This window comes from Citrobacter amalonaticus, from assembly GCF_018323885.1.
Taxonomy (GTDB): Bacteria; Pseudomonadota; Gammaproteobacteria; order Enterobacterales; family Enterobacteriaceae; genus Citrobacter_A; species Citrobacter_A amalonaticus.
The window spans coordinates 1,490,853-1,508,133 of sequence record NZ_AP024585.1; the positions used below are offsets into that span (position 1 = coordinate 1,490,853).

Below are 17,281 nucleotides of genomic sequence, written 5' to 3' on the forward strand. Positions count from 1 at the left end.
CGTCTATTATTATAGACAGTTAACGACCCAGGAGGCGAAACGATGAACAAGGTTGCTCAATATTACCGTGAACTGGTGGCGTCATTAAGTGAACGTCTGCGCAATGGCGAGCGTGATATCGATGCGCTGGTGGAACAGGCGCGGCAGCGGGTTTTGCAGGCCGGGGAGTTAACGCGAACCGAAGTGGACGAACTGATCCGCGCGGTCCGACGTGACCTGGAGGAATTTGCCCTCAGCTACGAAGAGAGCCTGGAGGAGGAGTCCGACAGCGTCTTTATGCGGGTAATTAAAGAGAGCCTGTGGCAGGAGCTGGCGGATATCACCGACAAAACGCAGCTCGAATGGCGTGAAGTGTTTCAGGATCTAAGTCATCACGGGGTATATCACAGCGGCGAAGTGGTGGGCCTGGGCAATCTGGTCTGTGAGAAGTGTCATTTTCACTTGGCGGTGTATACGCCGGACGTGTTGCCATTGTGCCCAAAATGTGGACACGACCAGTTCCAGCGTCGTCCGTTTGAACCGTAATCTAGTCTGATGCCGAGGTTGACGCATCTTATCAGGCCTACGGTGACTCATTACGTAGGCCGAATAAGCGTCAGCACCGTCCGGCATTGGTCATGCGTAAAACTGTAGCCGTTCTGCCAGCAGGTCTACAAATCCCTGACGATCGACATCCACCATCACGGTGGCATTCGGTTTATTGCCCGTCAGGAAGTAATAGTCCACCACGGTCATCCCCTGAGTGTATTTCCCCTGAGTTTCCACCCCAACCCAGCGTTCAACGGTGGTAAACAGTTCGGGTCTCAACAGCCAGGCGATGGTGCACGGGTCGTGCAGCGGTGCGCCGATAAATCCCCATTTCTCGTCTTTATGATACTCGAGGAAGAAGTCGAGTAGTTCAGCAACGATCGTGGAAACCGGGTTACCAATGGCGCGGAAGCGTTCGGTATCTGCGACATGAATTTGTGCTTTATGCGTGACGTCCAGACCGGCCATCACCACCGGAATCCCCGACTGGAAGACGATTTCTGCGGCTTCAGGGTCGACATAGATATTGAATTCGGCGGCAGGCGTCCAGTTGCCCAACCCCATCGCGCCGCCCATGATCACGATACGGGCGATTTTGTCACGCAGTTCAGGATGGCTGTTCAGCAACAGTGCGACGTTGGTTTGCGGCCCGGTTGAGACAAGGGTGACCGGTTGTGTGCTCTCGCGCAACGTCTTTGCCATCAGCTCAACGGCGGTGCATGGCTGCGGCGCAAAGGCGGGTTCCGGTAGCGCCGGGCCATCCAGTCCGCTTTCACCGTGGACGTTATCGGCAATGATCAGTTCACGCATCAGGGGCTTGGGCGCGCCGCCCGCCACTGGAATGTCCGTGCGGTTCAGCAGCGTTAACATTCGCAATACGTTGCGTAGCGTTTTATCGGGTGTCTGGTTTCCTGCGGATGAGGTGATGGCTTTAACGTCAAGTTCCGGTGAGGCGAGGGCGAGAACCAGTGCGATCGCGTCATCATGACCCGGGTCGCAATCTATGATTATTGGCAGTGCCATTGTTGCTCCTTATGAATGCTACATTGTGGCAAGGGTAACGCTGGGGTGAAAATGATTCGAGGAGCGAGGCAAGAAAGCGTGAGATGGCGCGCACTCTGACATGCGCGCCGAAAAGATTAATGCAGGATTTTGGCGAGGAAGTCTTTTGCGCGTTCGGATTTCGGGTTAGCGAAGAACTCTTCTTTCGGTGAGTCCTCAACGATTTTCCCTTCGTCCATAAAGATCACCCGATTCGCCACTTTGCGGGCAAAGCCCATTTCATGGGTCACCACCATCATGGTCATCCCTTCGTTGGCCAGTTCAACCATAACGTCCAGTACTTCGTTGATCATCTCTGGATCAAGCGCCGAAGTGGGTTCATCGAACAGCATGGCGATAGGATCCATACACAGCGCGCGGGCAATCGCCACACGCTGCTGCTGGCCGCCGGAAAGCTGCGCTGGATATTTATTGGCATGCGCGGCAAGGCCCACGCGTTCCAGCAACTTCTGCGCTTTTTCACGCGCCGGGGCTTTATCACGCTTAAGCACTTTTACCTGCGCCAGGGTCAGGTTTTCAATAATCGACAGATGCGGGAACAGCTCAAAGTGCTGGAACACCATCCCGACGCGTGAGCGTAACTTCGCCAGATCGGTTTTTTTGTCGTTGACCATAATACCGTTCACGGTGATTTCACCTTTTTGCACCGGCTCCAGGCCGTTAACGGTTTTGATCAGTGTCGACTTTCCGGAACCTGACGGGCCGCAGACGACCACCACTTCGCCTTTTTTCACTTCCGTGGAGCAGTCGGTCAGCACCTGAAAGTGACCATACCATTTAGAAACATTTTTCAGGGTAATCATTAAACTGTCCTTTTCTTCAAATAGCTGACCAACAACGACGCGCTCAGGCTGATAACAAAGTAAACGGCACCGGCAAACAGGATCATTTCGACCTGTGTACCATCACGCTCGCCAATCGTAGACGCAGTGCGGAAGAAATCCGCGAGACTTAAGACGTACACCAGAGACGTATCCTGGAACAGGACGATGCCCTGCGTCAGCAGCAGCGGTACCATCGCGCGAAACGCCTGCGGCAAAATGATGAGCTTCATTGACTGCCAGTGGGTCATCCCCAACGCCAGCGCCGCACTTGACTGTCCGCGGGAAATACTCTGGATGCCCGCACGGATAATTTCGGAGTAATAGGCGGCTTCAAACATCGAAAATGCGACCATTGCTGAAATCAGGCGAATATCGGTTTTCGGCGACAGCCCCAGTACGTCCTGTAATAGCCCCGGCACAATCAGATAGAACCACAACAGTACCATCACCAGCGGGATGGAGCGGAAGACGTTAACGTACGCTTTAGCAAACCAGGCGACAGGCGCAAAACTGGAAAGGCGCATAACGGCGAGAATAGTGCCCCAGACAATACCGATAATCACCGCGGTGACGGTAATTTTCAGTGTAATGAGCAGCCCATCCAGCAGATAGGGCAGGGAAGGGACAATTGAACTCCAGTCGAATTCGTACATTATTTGCCTCCCAGATTGCCAGGCAGGCGGATTTTACGTTCCACCAGACTCATCACCAGCATGATGAAGGCATTAATCAACACGTACGCCAGGGTAATGGCGGTAAATGACTCCCAGGCATGCGCCGAGTAATCGAGCAGCTTCCCGGCCTGCGCGGCCATATCGACCAGACCGATGGTCGAGGCGATGGCGGAGTTTTTCACCAGGTTCATCATCTCAGAGGTCATCGGCGGGACGATCACCCGATAGGCGTTAGGCAACAACACGTAGCGGTAGGCCTGCGGCAGGGTCAGTCCCATCGCCAGCGCTGCGTTTTTTTGACCGCGTGGCAGTGACTGAATGGCGGCACGAACCTGTTCGCAAACGCGCGCGGCGGTAAACAGCCCCAGACAGAGCATGGACGATACGAAGAACTGAATATTGGGATCCAGTTCTGCCTTAAACCACATGCCAAGATCTTCTGGCAGCAGTTCAGGCACCACCAGATACCAGGTGAAGAACTGGACGATCAGCGGTACGTTACGGAACAGTTCTACATACAGGGTGCCGATCCCGGAAAAGAAGCGATTCGGGACGGTGCGTAAAATGCCAAATAAAGAACCGACCAGGAAGGCAATGATCCAGGCGGTGATGGAAAGTGCGACGGTAACCTGGAAACCGCTCCAGAGCCAGCCGAGATAGGTGGTGTTGCCGAATGGGGCCTGTTGTAAAAAAATGCCCCAGTTCCAGTCTATTGACATACATCTACTCCGAAAAAATAAGGGTAGCAGCGCTACCCTCGAAGATTGTTATCCAGCGTACTTCGGTTTTCAGGCCTGATGGGGAACGACCATCAGGCATATAGTCTGTCCGTGCTGCATAGCAATCGAGAGGGCAAGGAGTTCCCGCCCCATTTCGTTCTAGTTAGTTAAGTGCTTTATCATTCGGTTCTTTGAACAGCGCTTGCATTTCGTCCGACAGTTCGAAGTTCATGTTCAGGTTTTTCGGTGGGATCGGATTTTTGAACCACTTATCAAACCATTTCGCGGCTTCGCCTGAAGTCTGCGCCTGGGCGATGGTGTCATCCATCAGCTTTTTGAACTCAGGATCGTTCTTACGCAGCATGCAGCCGTAAGCTTCCTGAGACTGTGGTTTGCCGACGATTTCCCAGTTGTCCGGTTTCTTCGCCTTCGCGCGTTCACCGGCCAGCAGGGCATCATCCATCATAAAGGCAACGGCGCGACCGCTTTCCAGGGTACGGAAAGAGTCACCGTGGTCTTTAGCGCTGATGATACGCATATCCATTTTTTGCTCGTCGTTCAGCTTGTGCAGCAGAATTTCAGAGGTGGTACCTGAGGTGACAACAACCGCTTTGCCTTTCAGGTCCGGGAAGTCTTTAATGTCGCCGCCTTTTTTCGCCAGCAGACGGGTGCCGACGACAAAGATGGTGTCAGAGAAAGCGGCCTGTTTCTGGCGCTCAAGGTTGTTGGTGGTGGACCCGCACTCAAAGTCGAAAGTGCCGTTTTGCAGCAGCGGAATACGGTTCTGCGACGTAATCGGGATCAACTTCACCTGCAGATCGGGCTTGTTCAGCTTCTTCTTCACGGCTTCAACGATGGCGTTGGAGTAATCCTGAGAATAACCCACCACTTTCTGCTGATTGTCGTAATAAGAGAATGGCACGGAGGATTCACGGTGACCGACGACGATAACGCCGTTTTTGGCGATCTTGTCCAGCGTGCTGCCTGCGGCAGGGGCCGCATCTTCCGCATGTACCAGACCGGCTGACATTCCCATTACCAGCATTGCTGCGGCTAGCTTACGTAATTGCATATCCAACTCCTTATCGTCTGCGCCGTCGACGCAGTGATACCTATTGTGAGTGTCTGTGTTGTTATCACCTGCAACTTAAGCGTGCAGTGTTTTACCTGTTTGTTAACATTTAGTCTGGCTTAATGTAAAGATATTGCTGCGTTATTGTTTATTTTTGCGAAGTGCGCCGCACCGTTTAGAGGCAAAAATCCCTCGTTGCACCGTTTCGGTGCTACCGGTGAACTGCTTTAGTGCGACGACGTTGCGCTGAACGCCAAAAACAGGTTTGCCTTTGTTAACAAAGCAATAGACGTGCCAGAATGGAAGAAGAGAATGGAGAATGGTAGGCCGGATAAGACGCGTAAGCGCGGTTATCCGGCCTGATGCAGGGAGAAATCGATTATTTACGACGTTGACGCAAACTCATTAACACGGCGGCAAAACCGAACAGCGCGGTCAGGAACCACAGCGGCCAGTTGCCAGTGCGAGCATATGGCGTTAAGCCTGTTGTTGGCGTTACATCGGCGGTTAACACCTGGCGTGTAAATTGCGGGATCATCGCCTGAATCTCGCCCTGCGGACCAATCACCGCTGTAATACCGTTGTTAGTACTGCGCAGCAGGGGGCGTGCCAGCTCCAGCGAGCGCATCCGCGCCATCTGGAAATGCTGCCAAGGACCAATCGACTTACCAAACCACGCATCGTTGGAGATGGTTAGCAGAAAGTCCGTGTCCGGGCGGAAGTTATCGCGTACCTGTTCACCCAGAATGATCTCGTAGCAAATCGCGGCGGTCAGTGCTAAACCGTGCGCATGCAGCTGCGGCTGAATGTACGGGCCGCGGCTGAACGAGGACATCGGCAGGTCAAAGAACGGCGCTAAGGGGCGCAGAATGGATTCCAGCGGCACAAACTCACCAAACGGCACCAGATGGTTTTTGTTGTAGCGGTTGGTGGAGTCATAACGGTAAGGATTGTCTTTCCCCAACGTGATGATGGTGTTGTAGGTGTCGTAACGGTTCTGCTTGTTCAGTCGCGCATCGACAATACCGGTAATCAGCGAGCTGTTCTTTGAACGCAACAGGTCATCCAGCATGCCCAGAAAGCGCTGCTGGTTGATTTCCAGATCCGGAATGGCGGATTCCGGCCAGATGATCAGCTGCGATTTCCCCATTTCGGGCTGCGTCGCATCCAGATAGATCTTGAGCGTATTCATCAACTGGCCTTCGTCCCATTTCAACGACTGCGGGATATTGCCCTGAACCAGCGACACGCGGGTCGTTCTTTCCGGCTCCAGGGTGAACCACTGGATATAGCGCAGTGGGAAAGGGAGCGCGAAAAGAACGATGGCGACCACCAGCGGACGCCAGTTACGGCTGACCAGCGAGAGAACCAGCAATCCGCTGACCATCATCAACAGGAAGTTTATGGCTTCGACACCCATGACCGGTGCCAGCCCTTTCAGCGGGCCGTCGATCTGACTGTAGCCGAACTGCAGCCACGGAAATCCGGTCAGCACCCAGCCACGCAGAAATTCCGTTAGCTGCCAGACTACCGGTGCGGCAATGGCAACCCGCAGCCAGCTGGTTTTTGGCCACAGACGCGCAAGCACGCCAGCAAACAGTCCGGTATACAGCGAAAGGTATGCCGCGAGCAGCACCACAAGGAAGACGTTCACCGGGCCTGGCATCCCGCCAAACTGCGCGATGCTGACGTAAACCCAGTTGATACCTGTACCGAAGAGTCCCAGTCCCCAGAAATAGCCAATAGCAGCTGACTGACGCGGGCGACGATTCAGGGTGAGTGCCTGCAAGCCCATCAGCGACACAATCGCAGCGGGCCAGATGTCATAAGGAGAAAAAGCCAGCGTACCGCAGGCACCGAATAATAACGCCAGCAGCAGGCGAATGCGCTGGCGTTCAAGTAATGAGGCAAAAGCCATTGAGTTCTTCTTCCCGTTCGGTGTTATTCGTCCAGTTTTGGCTGGGGGGAGTCATCCGGAATTCTGACGTGAACCTGAATAATACGACGGCTGTCGGCCATAGCCACTTTGAACTGGTAACCATCGATATCAATGGTTTCACCCCGTGCGGGCAGGTGACCAAACGCCTGCATCACCAGACCCCCAATGGTATCGACTTCTTCGTCGCTAAAGCTGGTGCCGAAGGCATCATTGAAGTCTTCGATCGGCGCGAGCGCGCGAATGGTCCAGGTATGGCGACTGAGCTGACGGAAGTCGATATCATCTTCTTCGTCGTATTCATCTTCGATTTCACCGACGATCAGTTCGAGGATATCTTCAATGGTGACCAGACCAGAGACACCGCCGAATTCGTCGATGACGATAGCCATATGGTAACGCTGAGAGCGAAACTCTTTGAGCATACGGTCAACGCGTTTGCTCTCCGGGACGACAACGGCCTGGCGTAACACTTTCTCCATGCTGAAGGCTTCGGCATCGCTGCGCATAAACGGCAGCAAGTCCTTGGCCATCAGAATCCCTTCAATGTGATCTTTGTCTTCGCTGATCACCGGAAAACGCGAGTGGGCGGACTCGATGATGACATCGAGGCATTCGTCCAGCGTCTGGTTGCGTTTCAGGGTAATCATCTGGGAGCGGGGAATCATGATGTCGCGAACGCGCTGGTCCGCAATGTCCATCACCCCTTCGAGCATATCGCGCGTATCTTCATCGATAAGGTCGTTCTGCCCGGAATCACGGATCAGCGCCAGCAATTCATCACGGTTTTTCGGTTCACCGTGGAAAAGTTGGCTCAGTAACAGGGAGAAAAATCCCTTCTTGCTGTTTAACGTGTCACTACTGTGTGAATTGTCGTCGCTCATGGCGTCGTATGGGTTCTCTTGTTAGTTAATCTCTTGCTCAATGCGCGCAAACTCAGCGCATGGCATCACCAGAAACCACCGGGCATTCGCCCGGTCGCTTATTCCTTCTCGGCAATGTACGGATCCTCATAGCCCAGAGCAAGCATAATCTCTGTCTCGAGGGATTCCATCTCTTCTGCCTCGTCGTCTTCGATATGATCGTAACCCAGCAAATGCAGGCTGCCGTGGACGACCATGTGCGCCCAGTGGGCATCCAGCGGCTTACCTTGATCCTGGGCTTCCTGTTCAACTACCTGACGGCAGATGATCAAATCACCGAGCAGCGGCATTTCAATCCCTGGCGGCGCTTCAAACGGAAAAGAGAGCACGTTGGTCGGCTTATCTTTCCCACGATAGGTCAGATTGAGGTCGTGGCTTTCGGCCTCGTCCACCAGGCGAATCGTCACTTCTGATTCTTCCTGAAATTGCGGGATAACCGCATTCAACCAGGCCTGAAACTGGCTCTCTTCCGGCAAACCGCTGTTGTTCTCACACGCCAGTTGCAAATCAAGGATCACCTGACTCATTTCTGTTCCTGTTGTTCCTGAGCTTCACGCTTGCGCTCGGCAGCCAGCTCGGCTTTACGTTTTTGTTCGGCTTCTTCCCAGGCTTCATAGGCGTTAACGATACGGGCTACCACCGGGTGGCGCACGACGTCTTCGCTGTGGAAGAAGTTAAAGCTGATCTCGTCGACCTCTGCCAGCACCTCAACGGCATGGCGCAGACCCGATTTGATGTTGCGCGGCAGGTCAATCTGCGTGACGTCGCCGGTAATCACCGCCTTCGAGTTAAAGCCGATACGGGTCAGGAACATCTTCATCTGTTCGATAGTGGTGTTCTGACTTTCATCAAGAATGATAAAGGCATCGTTCAGTGTACGTCCGCGCATATAGGCCAGCGGAGCCACTTCAATCACGTTGCGCTCAATCAGCTTTTCAACTTTCTCGAAGCCGAGCATTTCGAACAGGGCGTCATACAGCGGGCGCAGATACGGGTCGACCTTCTGGCTCAAATCGCCTGGCAGGAAGCCCAGTTTTTCCCCGGCTTCAACCGCCGGACGGGTCAGTAGAATACGGCGGATCTCCTGGCGCTCAAGGGCATCCACGGCAGCGGCAACGGCGAGGTAGGTTTTCCCTGTACCGGCAGGACCGACGCCGAAGGTGATGTCATGGTCGAGAATGTTGGCGATGTACTGCGCCTGGTTAGGTGTACGCGGTTTAATCACACCACGCTTGGTTTTGATATTGACCGCTTTGCCGTACTCGGGAACGCTCTCAGCGCTCTGCTCAAGCACACGCGCTTCTTTAATCGCAAGGTGGATTTGTTCCGGTTCGATATCCTGCGTCTGGCCGCGCATCGGCGCAGTATCCACATACAGGCTGCGCAGGATATCTGCCGCAGCGGTGACGCAAATCGGGCGACCGGTCAGTTTAAAATGGTTGTCACGGCGGTTAATCTCGATGCCGAGACGGCGTTCCAGCTGTTTGATGTTGTCGTCAAACGGGCCGCAAAGGCTCAGCAGGCGGGCGTTGTCTGCGGGCTCAAGGGTAATTTCGCGAGTGTCTGTGTTCAAACTGTTCCTCTTATGCATAGGGAGCCGGAAGGCGAACATTCACCGGCCTGTCAGGAAATTATTCACGCCACGGGTGAAAGGCGCAAGCACTGGAATAAAGATGGGGGCGCAGAGAGGAAATACAAGAGCCTTATCGGGCCTGTGAAGCGTCGTGCTTTGTAGGCCCGATAAGCGCAGCGTTATCGGGCATTTTGACGTTTTCAGCAGAATTAAGGCTGCCAGAACCCGACGCCAATCTCGTTCTCTTTACGGGTTCGCGCAATCACCGATTCCGGGGTTTCTGCAATGCGCAGACCCATTTCGTCTTCGGTACGCACCACTTTCCCGCGCAGTGAGTTGGTCCAGACATCGGTAATTTCCACATCGACAAATTTACCAATCATCTCCGGCGTGCCTTCGAAGTTCACCACGCGGTTATTTTCGGTACGACCAGACAATTCCATGATGCTCTTACGCGACGTTCCTTCTACCAGAATACGCTGAACGGTGCCGAGCATACGACGGCTCCAGGCCATTGCCTGCTGGTTAATGCGATCCTGAAGAATATACAGACGCTGTTTCTTCTCTTCTTCCGGCACATCATCGACCATATCGGCGGCTGGCGTTCCCGGACGTGCAGAGAAGATGAAGCTGTAGCTCATGTCGAAATTAACGTCAGCAATCAGCTTCATGGTCTGCTCGAAGTCCTGGGTGGTTTCACCTGGGAAGCCGACGATGAAGTCGGAGCTTATCTGAATGTCCGGACGTGCCGCACGCAACTTGCGAATGATCGCTTTATATTCCAGCGCCGTGTGGGTACGTCCCATCAGATTCAGTACGCGATCCGAACCGCTCTGTACCGGCAGGTGCAGGAAGCTCACCAGTTCCGGCGTGTCGCGATAGACGTCGATAATGTCGTCGGTGAACTCGATCGGATGGCTGGTGGTGAAGCGGATGCGATCGATACCGTCAATGGCGGCAACCAGACGCAGCAGGTCGGCGAACGAACCGGTGGTACCGTCGTAGTTTTGTCCGCGCCAGGCGTTGACGTTCTGGCCAAGCAGATTGACTTCACGGACGCCCTGAGCCGCAAGCTGGGCGATTTCAAACAGAATGTCATCAGACGGACGGCTGACTTCCTCACCGCGGGTGTAAGGCACCACGCAGTAAGTACAATATTTGTTGCAGCCTTCCATAATAGAGACAAACGCGGTCGGACCTTCCGCACGCGGTTCTGGCAGGCGGTCAAACTTCTCGATCTCCGGGAAGCTAATATCAACAACCGGACTACGGTTGCCGCGAACGGAGTTAATCATTTCCGGCAGGCGATGCAGCGTTTGCGGCCCGAAGATAATGTCGACATAGTGCGCGCGTTGGCGGATATGATCGCCTTCCTGAGACGCCACACACCCGCCGACGCCGATGATCAGATCGGGATTTTTCTCTTTCAAGAGCTTCCAGCGGCCCAACTGATGGAAGACTTTTTCCTGAGCCTTCTCGCGGATTGAGCAGGTATTCAGCAGCAGCACATCCGCTTCTTCCGCCACATCGGTCAGTTGATACCCGTGAGTGGCATCCAGCAGATCGGCCATCTTCGATGAATCGTATTCGTTCATCTGACAGCCCCAGGTTTTAATATGGAGTTTTTTGGTCATCGACTTGCTCTTGCGAAATAGTGGCTGAATTGCAGGGCGCATAGTGTAATGCTTTGCTGCCCTGGTGACCAGTATGACCGTTATCAGCCTCAAGGGGTAAAAAATCCTGTAAACTTGTCTTATTCATGCAACAGGATGATTGACCATGACAAATCAACCAACGGAAATTGCCATTGTCGGCGGGGGAATGGTCGGTGGCGCACTGGCGCTGGGACTGGCACAACACGGCTTCACAGTAACGGTGATTGAACACGCCGCGCCTGCGCCGTTTGTTGCACACAGCCAGCCGGACGTGCGTATTTCGGCGATCAGCGCCGCCTCGGTTTCACTGCTGAAGGGACTCGGCGTCTGGGATGCCGTGCAGGGGATGCGCAGTCATCCCTATCGTCGACTGGAAACCTGGGAGTGGGAAAACGCACATGTGGTGTTTGACGCCAGCGAACTGAAGCTGCCGCTACTTGGGTATATGGTTGAAAACAACGTTCTGCAACAGGCGCTCTGGCAGGCGCTGGAAGCGCATCCGAAAGTGACGCTGCGGGTTCCGGCTTCGCTGATTGCGCTGCATCGCCATAACGAACGTCATGAGCTGGAACTGGCCGGTGGCGAGCGAATCACCGCAAAACTGGTGATTGGCGCGGATGGCGCAAATTCGCAGGTGCGGCAGATGGCCGGCATTGGCATTCACGCCTGGCAGTATGCGCAATCCTGTATGCTGATTACCGTTCAGTGCGAGAATGACCCTGGTGACAGCACCTGGCAGCAGTTTACGCCGGAGGGGCCGCGCGCGTTTCTGCCGCTGTTCGATAACTGGGCATCGCTGGTGTGGTATGACTCACCGGCGCGGATCCGTCAGTTGCAGGGGCTAAGTATGTCGCAGCTTCAGACGGAGATCGCGAAGCATTTCCCGGCGCGTCTGGGACAGGTGATGCCCGTCGCGGCAGGTGCGTTTCCGCTGACGCGCCGTCATGCCCTACAATATGTGCAGCCGGGGCTGGCGCTGGTTGGTGATGCGGCGCACACCATTCATCCGCTGGCCGGGCAGGGGGTAAACCTGGGCTATCGCGACGTGGATGCGCTGATTGATGTGCTGGTGAATGCCCGCAGTTATGGCGAGTCCTGGGCGAGTCAGCCGGTTCTGAAACGTTACCAGACCCGGCGCATGGCAGATAACTTCATCATGCAAAGCGGGATGGATCTGTTCTACGCCGGATTCAGTAATGATATGCAGCCGCTGCGGATTATTCGTAACCTTGGACTAATGGCGGCTGAACGCGCTGGCGTGTTAAAACGTCAGGCGCTGAAATACGCATTAGGGCTGTAGTGTTGATAAAGGCCTGATGGCGGTACGCTTATCAGGCCTGTTCGTTGGTCACTAGCAGAAAAGCAAAAAGCTCGCCGAAGCGAGCTTTTCTGATGTGGCTGGGGTACGAGGATTCGAACCTCGGAATGCCGGAATCAGAATCCGGTGCCTTACCGCTTGGCGATACCCCAATGGTATGTCGGTTATCTCGTGCCGGACTCAGCCCGGTGCTTTACAGCCTGGAGATATCCAATAGTGCAGTACATCTTGAAATTTGGCTGGGGTACGAGGATTCGAACCTCGGAATGCCGGAATCAGAATCCGGTGCCTTACCGCTTGGCGATACCCCAACAAATTGTTTTTGAACCCGTTTAAAGAAACTAACGTGTTCTGAATATGGTGGCTACGACGGGATTCGAACCTGTGACCCCATCATTATGAGTGATGTGCTCTAACCAACTGAGCTACGTAGCCAGGGTGTTTCTTCGATGGCTGGGGTACCTGGATTCGAACCAGGGAATGCCGGTATCAAAAACCGGTGCCTTACCGCTTGGCGATACCCCAATGACCGTCGCGGTAATCCGCAAACTCGAAGAAAAATGGCTGGGGTACCTGGATTCGAACCAGGGAATGCCGGTATCAAAAACCGGTGCCTTACCGCTTGGCGATACCCCATCCGTGCAACGCTTTTATGGGAATGGTGCGGGAGGCGAGACTTGAACTCGCACACCTTGCGGCGCCAGAACCTAAATCTGGTGCGTCTACCAATTTCGCCACTCCCGCAAAAAAGATGGTGGCTACGACGGGATTCGAACCTGTGACCCCATCATTATGAGTGATGTGCTCTAACCAACTGAGCTACGTAGCCCTCTTTTTTCGCGCTTACCTTATCGGCGTTGCGGGGCGCATTATGCGTATTGAGCCTTGAAGCGTCAACCCCTTTTTCATCGAAAACGCCCGGAATGTGACTGTTTGGTTAGGTTGCGAACAGCGTGGCGCAATATTCGGCAATTATTGGTTATTAATCGCTTTCTGAACCGTTTTTCAGGATCAAAAAAGGGCCCCGAAAGGCCCTTTTTCATCAGCGTGGCTTATTGATAAGCGGACTGGTGAACACCCACTGCGCGACCAGATGGATCGTTCATGGTTTTGAACGCTTCGTCCCATTCGATCGCCTTAGCAGAAGAGCAGGCGACGGAAGGGCCACCCGGTACACATTCTGCGGCGCTTGGTACCGGGAACAACTCTTCGAAGATCTCGCGGTACAGATACGCTTCTTTTGAGGACGGCGTGTTGTACGGGAAGCGGAAGCGGGCGGTTTCCAGTTGCTGATCGGAAACTTGCTTAGCGGCCACCTCTTTCAGGGTGTCGATCCAACTGTAACCCACACCGTCGGAGAACTGCTCTTTCTGACGCCATGCGACGCTTGCCGGCAGATAGGATTCAAAACATTCGCGAAGGATATGTTTTTCCATCTTGCCGTTGCCGCACATTTTATCTTCCGGGTTGATGCGCATCGCCACGTCGAGGAATTTTTTATCCAGGAACGGGACGCGTGCTTCCACCCCCCAGGCCGACATCGCCTTGTTGGCGCGGGCGCAGTCGAACATGTGCAGCGCCTGGAGTTTGCGTACGGTCTCTTCGTGCAGTTCTTTGGCGTCTGGCGCCTTATGGAAATAGAGATAGCCGCCGAACACTTCATCCGACCCTTCGCCAGACAGCACCATTTTGATGCCCATCGCCTTGATCTTACGCGACATTAAGTACATCGGCGTGGAGGCGCGAATGGTGGTGACATCGTAGGTTTCGATGTGATAAATCACGTCGCGGATCGCGTCCAGCCCTTCCTGTACCGTAAAGTGAATCTCATGGTGTACGGTCCCCAGATGGTTCGCCACTTCCTGCGCGGCTTTCAGATCCGGAGAGCCTTCCAGACCGACGGCAAAGGAGTGGAGTTGCGGCCACCAGGCTTCAGAACGTTCGTCATCTTCGACACGACGGGCGGCGAATTTTTTGGTGATCGCTGAGATAACGGAAGAGTCCAGGCCGCCAGAGAGCAGCACGCCGTAAGGCACGTCTGACATCAGGTGGCTTTTGACGGAATCTTCCAGCGCCTGACGCAGTTCGTTTTTGTCGGTAACGTTATCTTTTACCGCGTCAAAATCGAACCAGTCACGCTGATAGTACTGACGGATTTCACCGTCTTTGCTCCACAGATAGCTCCCCGCCGGGAACTCTTTAATGGTGCGGCACACCGGCACCAGCGCTTTCATTTCTGACGCCACATACAGGTTGCCGAATTCGTCGTAGCCCATATACAGCGGGATAATGCCGATATGGTCGCGACCAATCAAATATGCATCCTGCTCGCTGTCATACAGCGCGAAGGCAAACATCCCTTGCAGGTCGTCAAGAAACTCTACGCCTTTTTCCTGATACAGCGCGAGGATCACTTCGCAGTCAGAGCCGGTCTGGAACGCGTAGCGATCGCCATATTCTGCACGCAGCGCCTGGTGGTTATAGATTTCACCGTTGACGGCCAGCACGTGGGTTTTCTTTTCGTTATACAGCGGCTGCGCACCGGCGTTGACGTCGACAATCGACAGACGTTCATGGGCCAGAATGGCCTTATCACAGGCATAAATACCGGACCAGTCCGGGCCGCGATGGCGCATCAGGCGTGACAGCTCAAGCGCTTTTTTACGCAGTTCACCTGCATCTGACTTAATATCGAATACGCCGAAAATTGAACACATAACCTTCTCCGTTAACCTGTTGCGTAATGCTTTTTGTGTTTGCTTGCTAAAGAAAATGCCGCAAAGAAACAAGAGGCGCAAGGGGTTTGCGGTCTGAAAAAGAAAAAACGCAATGGCTATTGCTGAATGGTGAAAAAAGATTACGTATTGAGCATATTCATTGATGGATTATCAGTTTTTTGCCACTTTTGTTGAATGGAGTGGTTTTTTATGAGGCAGAAATGAAGAACCACGTCCTGAGACGTGGTTCGCTTTAAATAACGTCGATTTCAGCGACGGAGGGATAAATCCAGCTCGGGCGGAACGGCATACTGTCGATGTCATCCAGCGTGGAAACGCCGGAGAGCACCAGAATGGTTTCGAGTCCCGCCTGGAAGCCCGCGAGAATATCGGTGCGCAGGTTATCGCCGACAATGACCGTCTCTTCCGAGTGCGCCTGCATTTTATTTAACGCCGCGCGAATGATCCACGGACTGGGTTTACCAACGTAGAACGGTTTACGACCGGAGATTTTTTCGATACCTGCACAGAGCGCGCCACAGGCCGGATAAAACCCGCGACCGTGAGTGTCCGGGTTGGTAGCGATAAAGCGTGCGCCGTTGGCCACAAAGTAAGCTGCTTTGTGCATCATGTCCCAGTTGTAGGAACGGGTCTCGCCAACGATAACGAAATCCGGGTTTACATCGGTAATGGTGAAACCGGCTTTATACAATTCGTGGATCAGTGCGCCTTCGCCGACCACATATGCCTTTTTCCCTTCCTGACGACGCAGGAAATCGGCGGTCGCCATGGCCGAGGTATAAAACACGCTGTCCGGCACATTGACGCCAGCCGTCGCGAAACGGTTCGCCAGATCCTGGCCGGTCTGCGACGGGTAATTGGTCAACAGCACCAGCGGCAGGCCTTTTTCCATTACGCCAGTCAAAAATTCCGCCGCACCCGGTACGGCGACGTTGTCGTGCATTAGCACGCCGTCGATATCACAAATGACATTCTTAATGGTCATGAACTACCCAGGAGATGTGTTATTAATCCGATACTATAAGAGCGCATCAGTTTTCCAGCAAATGCTGGAGCAAAATACCGTTGAGCATAGCGCGTTTTACCAGCGCAAACGCACCGATGGCTGAGCGGTGATCCAACGTAGAACGCACCACGGGCAAATTCGTGCGAAACGCCTTCAGCGCCTGCGTATTAATGCAGCTTTCAATGGCGGGTAACAGCACTTTATCGGCTTCGGTGATCTCACCGGCAATCACGACTTTTTGTGGATTAAACAAGTTGATGGCGATCGCAATGGTTTTGCCCAGATGACGCCCGACGTGCTCGATCACCTCAGAAGCCAGGCTGTCGCCCTTATTTGCCGCCTTGCAGATGGTTTTGATCGTGCAGTCTTCCAGCGGAACACGGCTCTGGTAACCTTGCTTGAGCAGATTAAGAACGCGATGTTCAATCGCCGCGTTTGCAGCAATGGTTTCCAGACAACCGAAGTTGCCGCAGTGGCAGCGCTCGCCCAATGGTTCAACCTGGATGTGACCAATCTCGCCAACGTTGCCGTTACGACCAATAAAAATTCGCCCGTTAGAGATGATTCCGGCGCCTGTTCCGCGGTGGACGCGCACCAGAATGGAGTCTTCGCAATCCTGACTTGCACCAAAGTAGTGCTCTGCCAGCGCCAGACTGCGGATATCGTGACCGACAAAACAGGTGACGAGGAACCGTTTTTCCAGTGCCTCAACCAGTCCCCAGTTCTCCACCTGAATATGCGGCATATAGTGGATCTTGCCGCTTTCCGGATCGACAAGCCCCGGCAGAATCACGGAAATGGCGATGAGCTCGCGGATTTTGCGCTGATTGCTGTCAATAAAAGCGGTAATGGCGTTGAGCAACGCGTGTTCCAGCGTTTCCTGCGTCCGTTCGGGCAGAGGATAGTGCTCTTCCGCCAGCACTTTGCTGCTCAGGTCGAACAGGGTGATGGTCGCGTCGTGGCGGCCAAGACGCACGCCAATGGCGTGAAAACTGCGGGTTTCGGTGACGATAGAGATGGCGCGGCGGCCTCCGGTGGAGGCCTGTTGATCGACTTCTTTGATCAGTCCGCGTTCAATCAGTTGACGCGTAATTTTGGTTACGCTGGCGGGGGCAAGCTGGCTTTGTTCGGCAATCTGGATCCGCGAGATTGGCCCATGCTGGTCAATCAGGCGGTAAACGGCCGCGCTGTTAAGCTGTTTTACGAGATCAACATTACCTATTTGAGCTTGTCCGCCTGGTGTCATACTTTCT

15 protein-coding genes and 7 tRNA genes are annotated in these 17,281 nt (G+C 54.0%); 2 read left to right on the forward strand and 20 right to left on the reverse strand.

From position 1 onward, the window contains the following. Window positions 1-42: 42 nt before the first annotated feature. Complete coding sequence (locus tag KI228_RS06915) at window positions 43-525, forward strand: zinc ribbon-containing protein (protein WP_044266378.1); 483 nt, start codon at window positions 43-45, stop codon at window positions 523-525. Window positions 526-615: 90 nt separating this feature from the next. Here KI228_RS06915 and rihA read toward each other — a convergent pair whose 3' ends face one another. The 10 genes from rihA to miaB form a co-directional block, all read right to left on the reverse strand. Then, entirely contained in the window at window positions 616-1,551 is a 936-nt protein-coding gene (gene rihA / locus KI228_RS06920) for a pyrimidine-specific ribonucleoside hydrolase RihA (protein WP_061070380.1), read from the reverse strand. A 116-nt stretch (window positions 1,552-1,667) separates the two neighbouring features. Then, window positions 1,668-2,393 (reverse strand): glutamate/aspartate ABC transporter ATP-binding protein GltL, encoded by a 726-nt coding sequence (gene gltL / locus KI228_RS06925; RefSeq protein ID WP_043001415.1) that lies wholly within the window; start codon window positions 2,391-2,393, stop codon window positions 1,668-1,670. After that, the gene (gene gltK / locus KI228_RS06930; RefSeq protein ID WP_043001414.1) at window positions 2,393-3,067 is read right to left on the reverse strand and encodes a glutamate/aspartate ABC transporter permease GltK; all 675 of its coding nucleotides are present in this window, start codon (window positions 3,065-3,067) and stop codon (window positions 2,393-2,395) included. Before gltK ends, gltL begins: the two co-directional genes overlap by 1 nt. Further along, window positions 3,067-3,807, reverse strand: a complete 741-nt coding sequence (gltJ, locus tag KI228_RS06935; protein ID WP_044256590.1) for a glutamate/aspartate ABC transporter permease GltJ — start codon at window positions 3,805-3,807, stop codon at window positions 3,067-3,069. Before gltJ ends, gltK begins: the two co-directional genes overlap by 1 nt. A gap of 163 nt (window positions 3,808-3,970) precedes the next feature. Continuing rightward, complete coding sequence (locus KI228_RS06940) at window positions 3,971-4,879, reverse strand: amino acid ABC transporter substrate-binding protein (RefSeq protein WP_043001412.1); 909 nt, start codon at window positions 4,877-4,879, stop codon at window positions 3,971-3,973. 379 nt (window positions 4,880-5,258) lie between these two features. Then, the gene (lnt, locus tag KI228_RS06945) at window positions 5,259-6,797 is read right to left on the reverse strand and encodes an apolipoprotein N-acyltransferase (RefSeq protein WP_044256589.1); all 1,539 of its coding nucleotides are present in this window, start codon (window positions 6,795-6,797) and stop codon (window positions 5,259-5,261) included. Window positions 6,798-6,820: 23 nt separating this feature from the next. Beyond that, window positions 6,821-7,699 (reverse strand): CNNM family magnesium/cobalt transport protein CorC, encoded by an 879-nt coding sequence (gene corC / locus KI228_RS06950; RefSeq protein WP_043001410.1) that lies wholly within the window; start codon window positions 7,697-7,699, stop codon window positions 6,821-6,823. Window positions 7,700-7,797: 98 nt separating this feature from the next. After that, the gene (gene ybeY / locus KI228_RS06955; protein ID WP_061070379.1) at window positions 7,798-8,265 is read right to left on the reverse strand and encodes an rRNA maturation RNase YbeY; all 468 of its coding nucleotides are present in this window, start codon (window positions 8,263-8,265) and stop codon (window positions 7,798-7,800) included. Continuing rightward, the gene (locus tag KI228_RS06960; protein WP_043001408.1) at window positions 8,262-9,311 is read right to left on the reverse strand and encodes a PhoH family protein; all 1,050 of its coding nucleotides are present in this window, start codon (window positions 9,309-9,311) and stop codon (window positions 8,262-8,264) included. Before KI228_RS06960 ends, ybeY begins: the two co-directional genes overlap by 4 nt. Window positions 9,312-9,520: 209 nt before the next feature. Further along, window positions 9,521-10,945, reverse strand: coding sequence for a tRNA (N6-isopentenyl adenosine(37)-C2)-methylthiotransferase MiaB (gene miaB / locus KI228_RS06965; protein ID WP_043001407.1), 1,425 nt, complete (start codon window positions 10,943-10,945; stop codon window positions 9,521-9,523). A gap of 145 nt (window positions 10,946-11,090) precedes the next feature. Between miaB and ubiF the strand changes: the two genes are divergently transcribed. Continuing rightward, entirely contained in the window at window positions 11,091-12,266 is a 1,176-nt protein-coding gene (gene ubiF, locus KI228_RS06970) for a 3-demethoxyubiquinol 3-hydroxylase (protein ID WP_044256585.1), read from the forward strand. A gap of 95 nt (window positions 12,267-12,361) precedes the next feature. On the opposite strand, the gene KI228_RS06975 is transcribed toward ubiF, so the two are convergent. The 10 genes from KI228_RS06975 to nagC form a co-directional block, all read right to left on the reverse strand. Next, window positions 12,362-12,436: transfer RNA gene (locus tag KI228_RS06975), tRNA-Gln, on the reverse strand. Between the two features lie 84 nt (window positions 12,437-12,520). Then, window positions 12,521-12,595 (reverse strand) — tRNA-Gln (locus KI228_RS06980). A 47-nt stretch (window positions 12,596-12,642) separates the two neighbouring features. Then, a tRNA-Met gene (locus KI228_RS06985) sits at window positions 12,643-12,719 on the reverse strand. Between the two features lie 15 nt (window positions 12,720-12,734). Next, window positions 12,735-12,809 (reverse strand) — tRNA-Gln (locus KI228_RS06990). Between the two features lie 36 nt (window positions 12,810-12,845). Further along, a tRNA-Gln gene (locus KI228_RS06995) sits at window positions 12,846-12,920 on the reverse strand. Window positions 12,921-12,943: 23 nt separating this feature from the next. After that, window positions 12,944-13,028: transfer RNA gene (locus tag KI228_RS07000), tRNA-Leu, on the reverse strand. An 8-nt stretch (window positions 13,029-13,036) separates the two neighbouring features. After that, window positions 13,037-13,113 (reverse strand) — tRNA-Met (locus tag KI228_RS07005). A 223-nt stretch (window positions 13,114-13,336) separates the two neighbouring features. Then, complete coding sequence (asnB, locus tag KI228_RS07010; RefSeq protein WP_043001405.1) at window positions 13,337-15,001, reverse strand: asparagine synthase B; 1,665 nt, start codon at window positions 14,999-15,001, stop codon at window positions 13,337-13,339. Window positions 15,002-15,254: 253 nt separating this feature from the next. Continuing rightward, on the reverse strand, window positions 15,255-16,007 hold the full coding sequence (gene nagD / locus KI228_RS07015; RefSeq protein ID WP_042320681.1) for a ribonucleotide monophosphatase NagD: 753 nt from the start codon (window positions 16,005-16,007) through the stop codon (window positions 15,255-15,257). A 46-nt stretch (window positions 16,008-16,053) separates the two neighbouring features. Next, entirely contained in the window at window positions 16,054-17,274 is a 1,221-nt protein-coding gene (gene nagC, locus KI228_RS07020; protein WP_043001404.1) for a DNA-binding transcriptional regulator NagC, read from the reverse strand. Window positions 17,275-17,281: the final 7 nt, after the last annotated feature.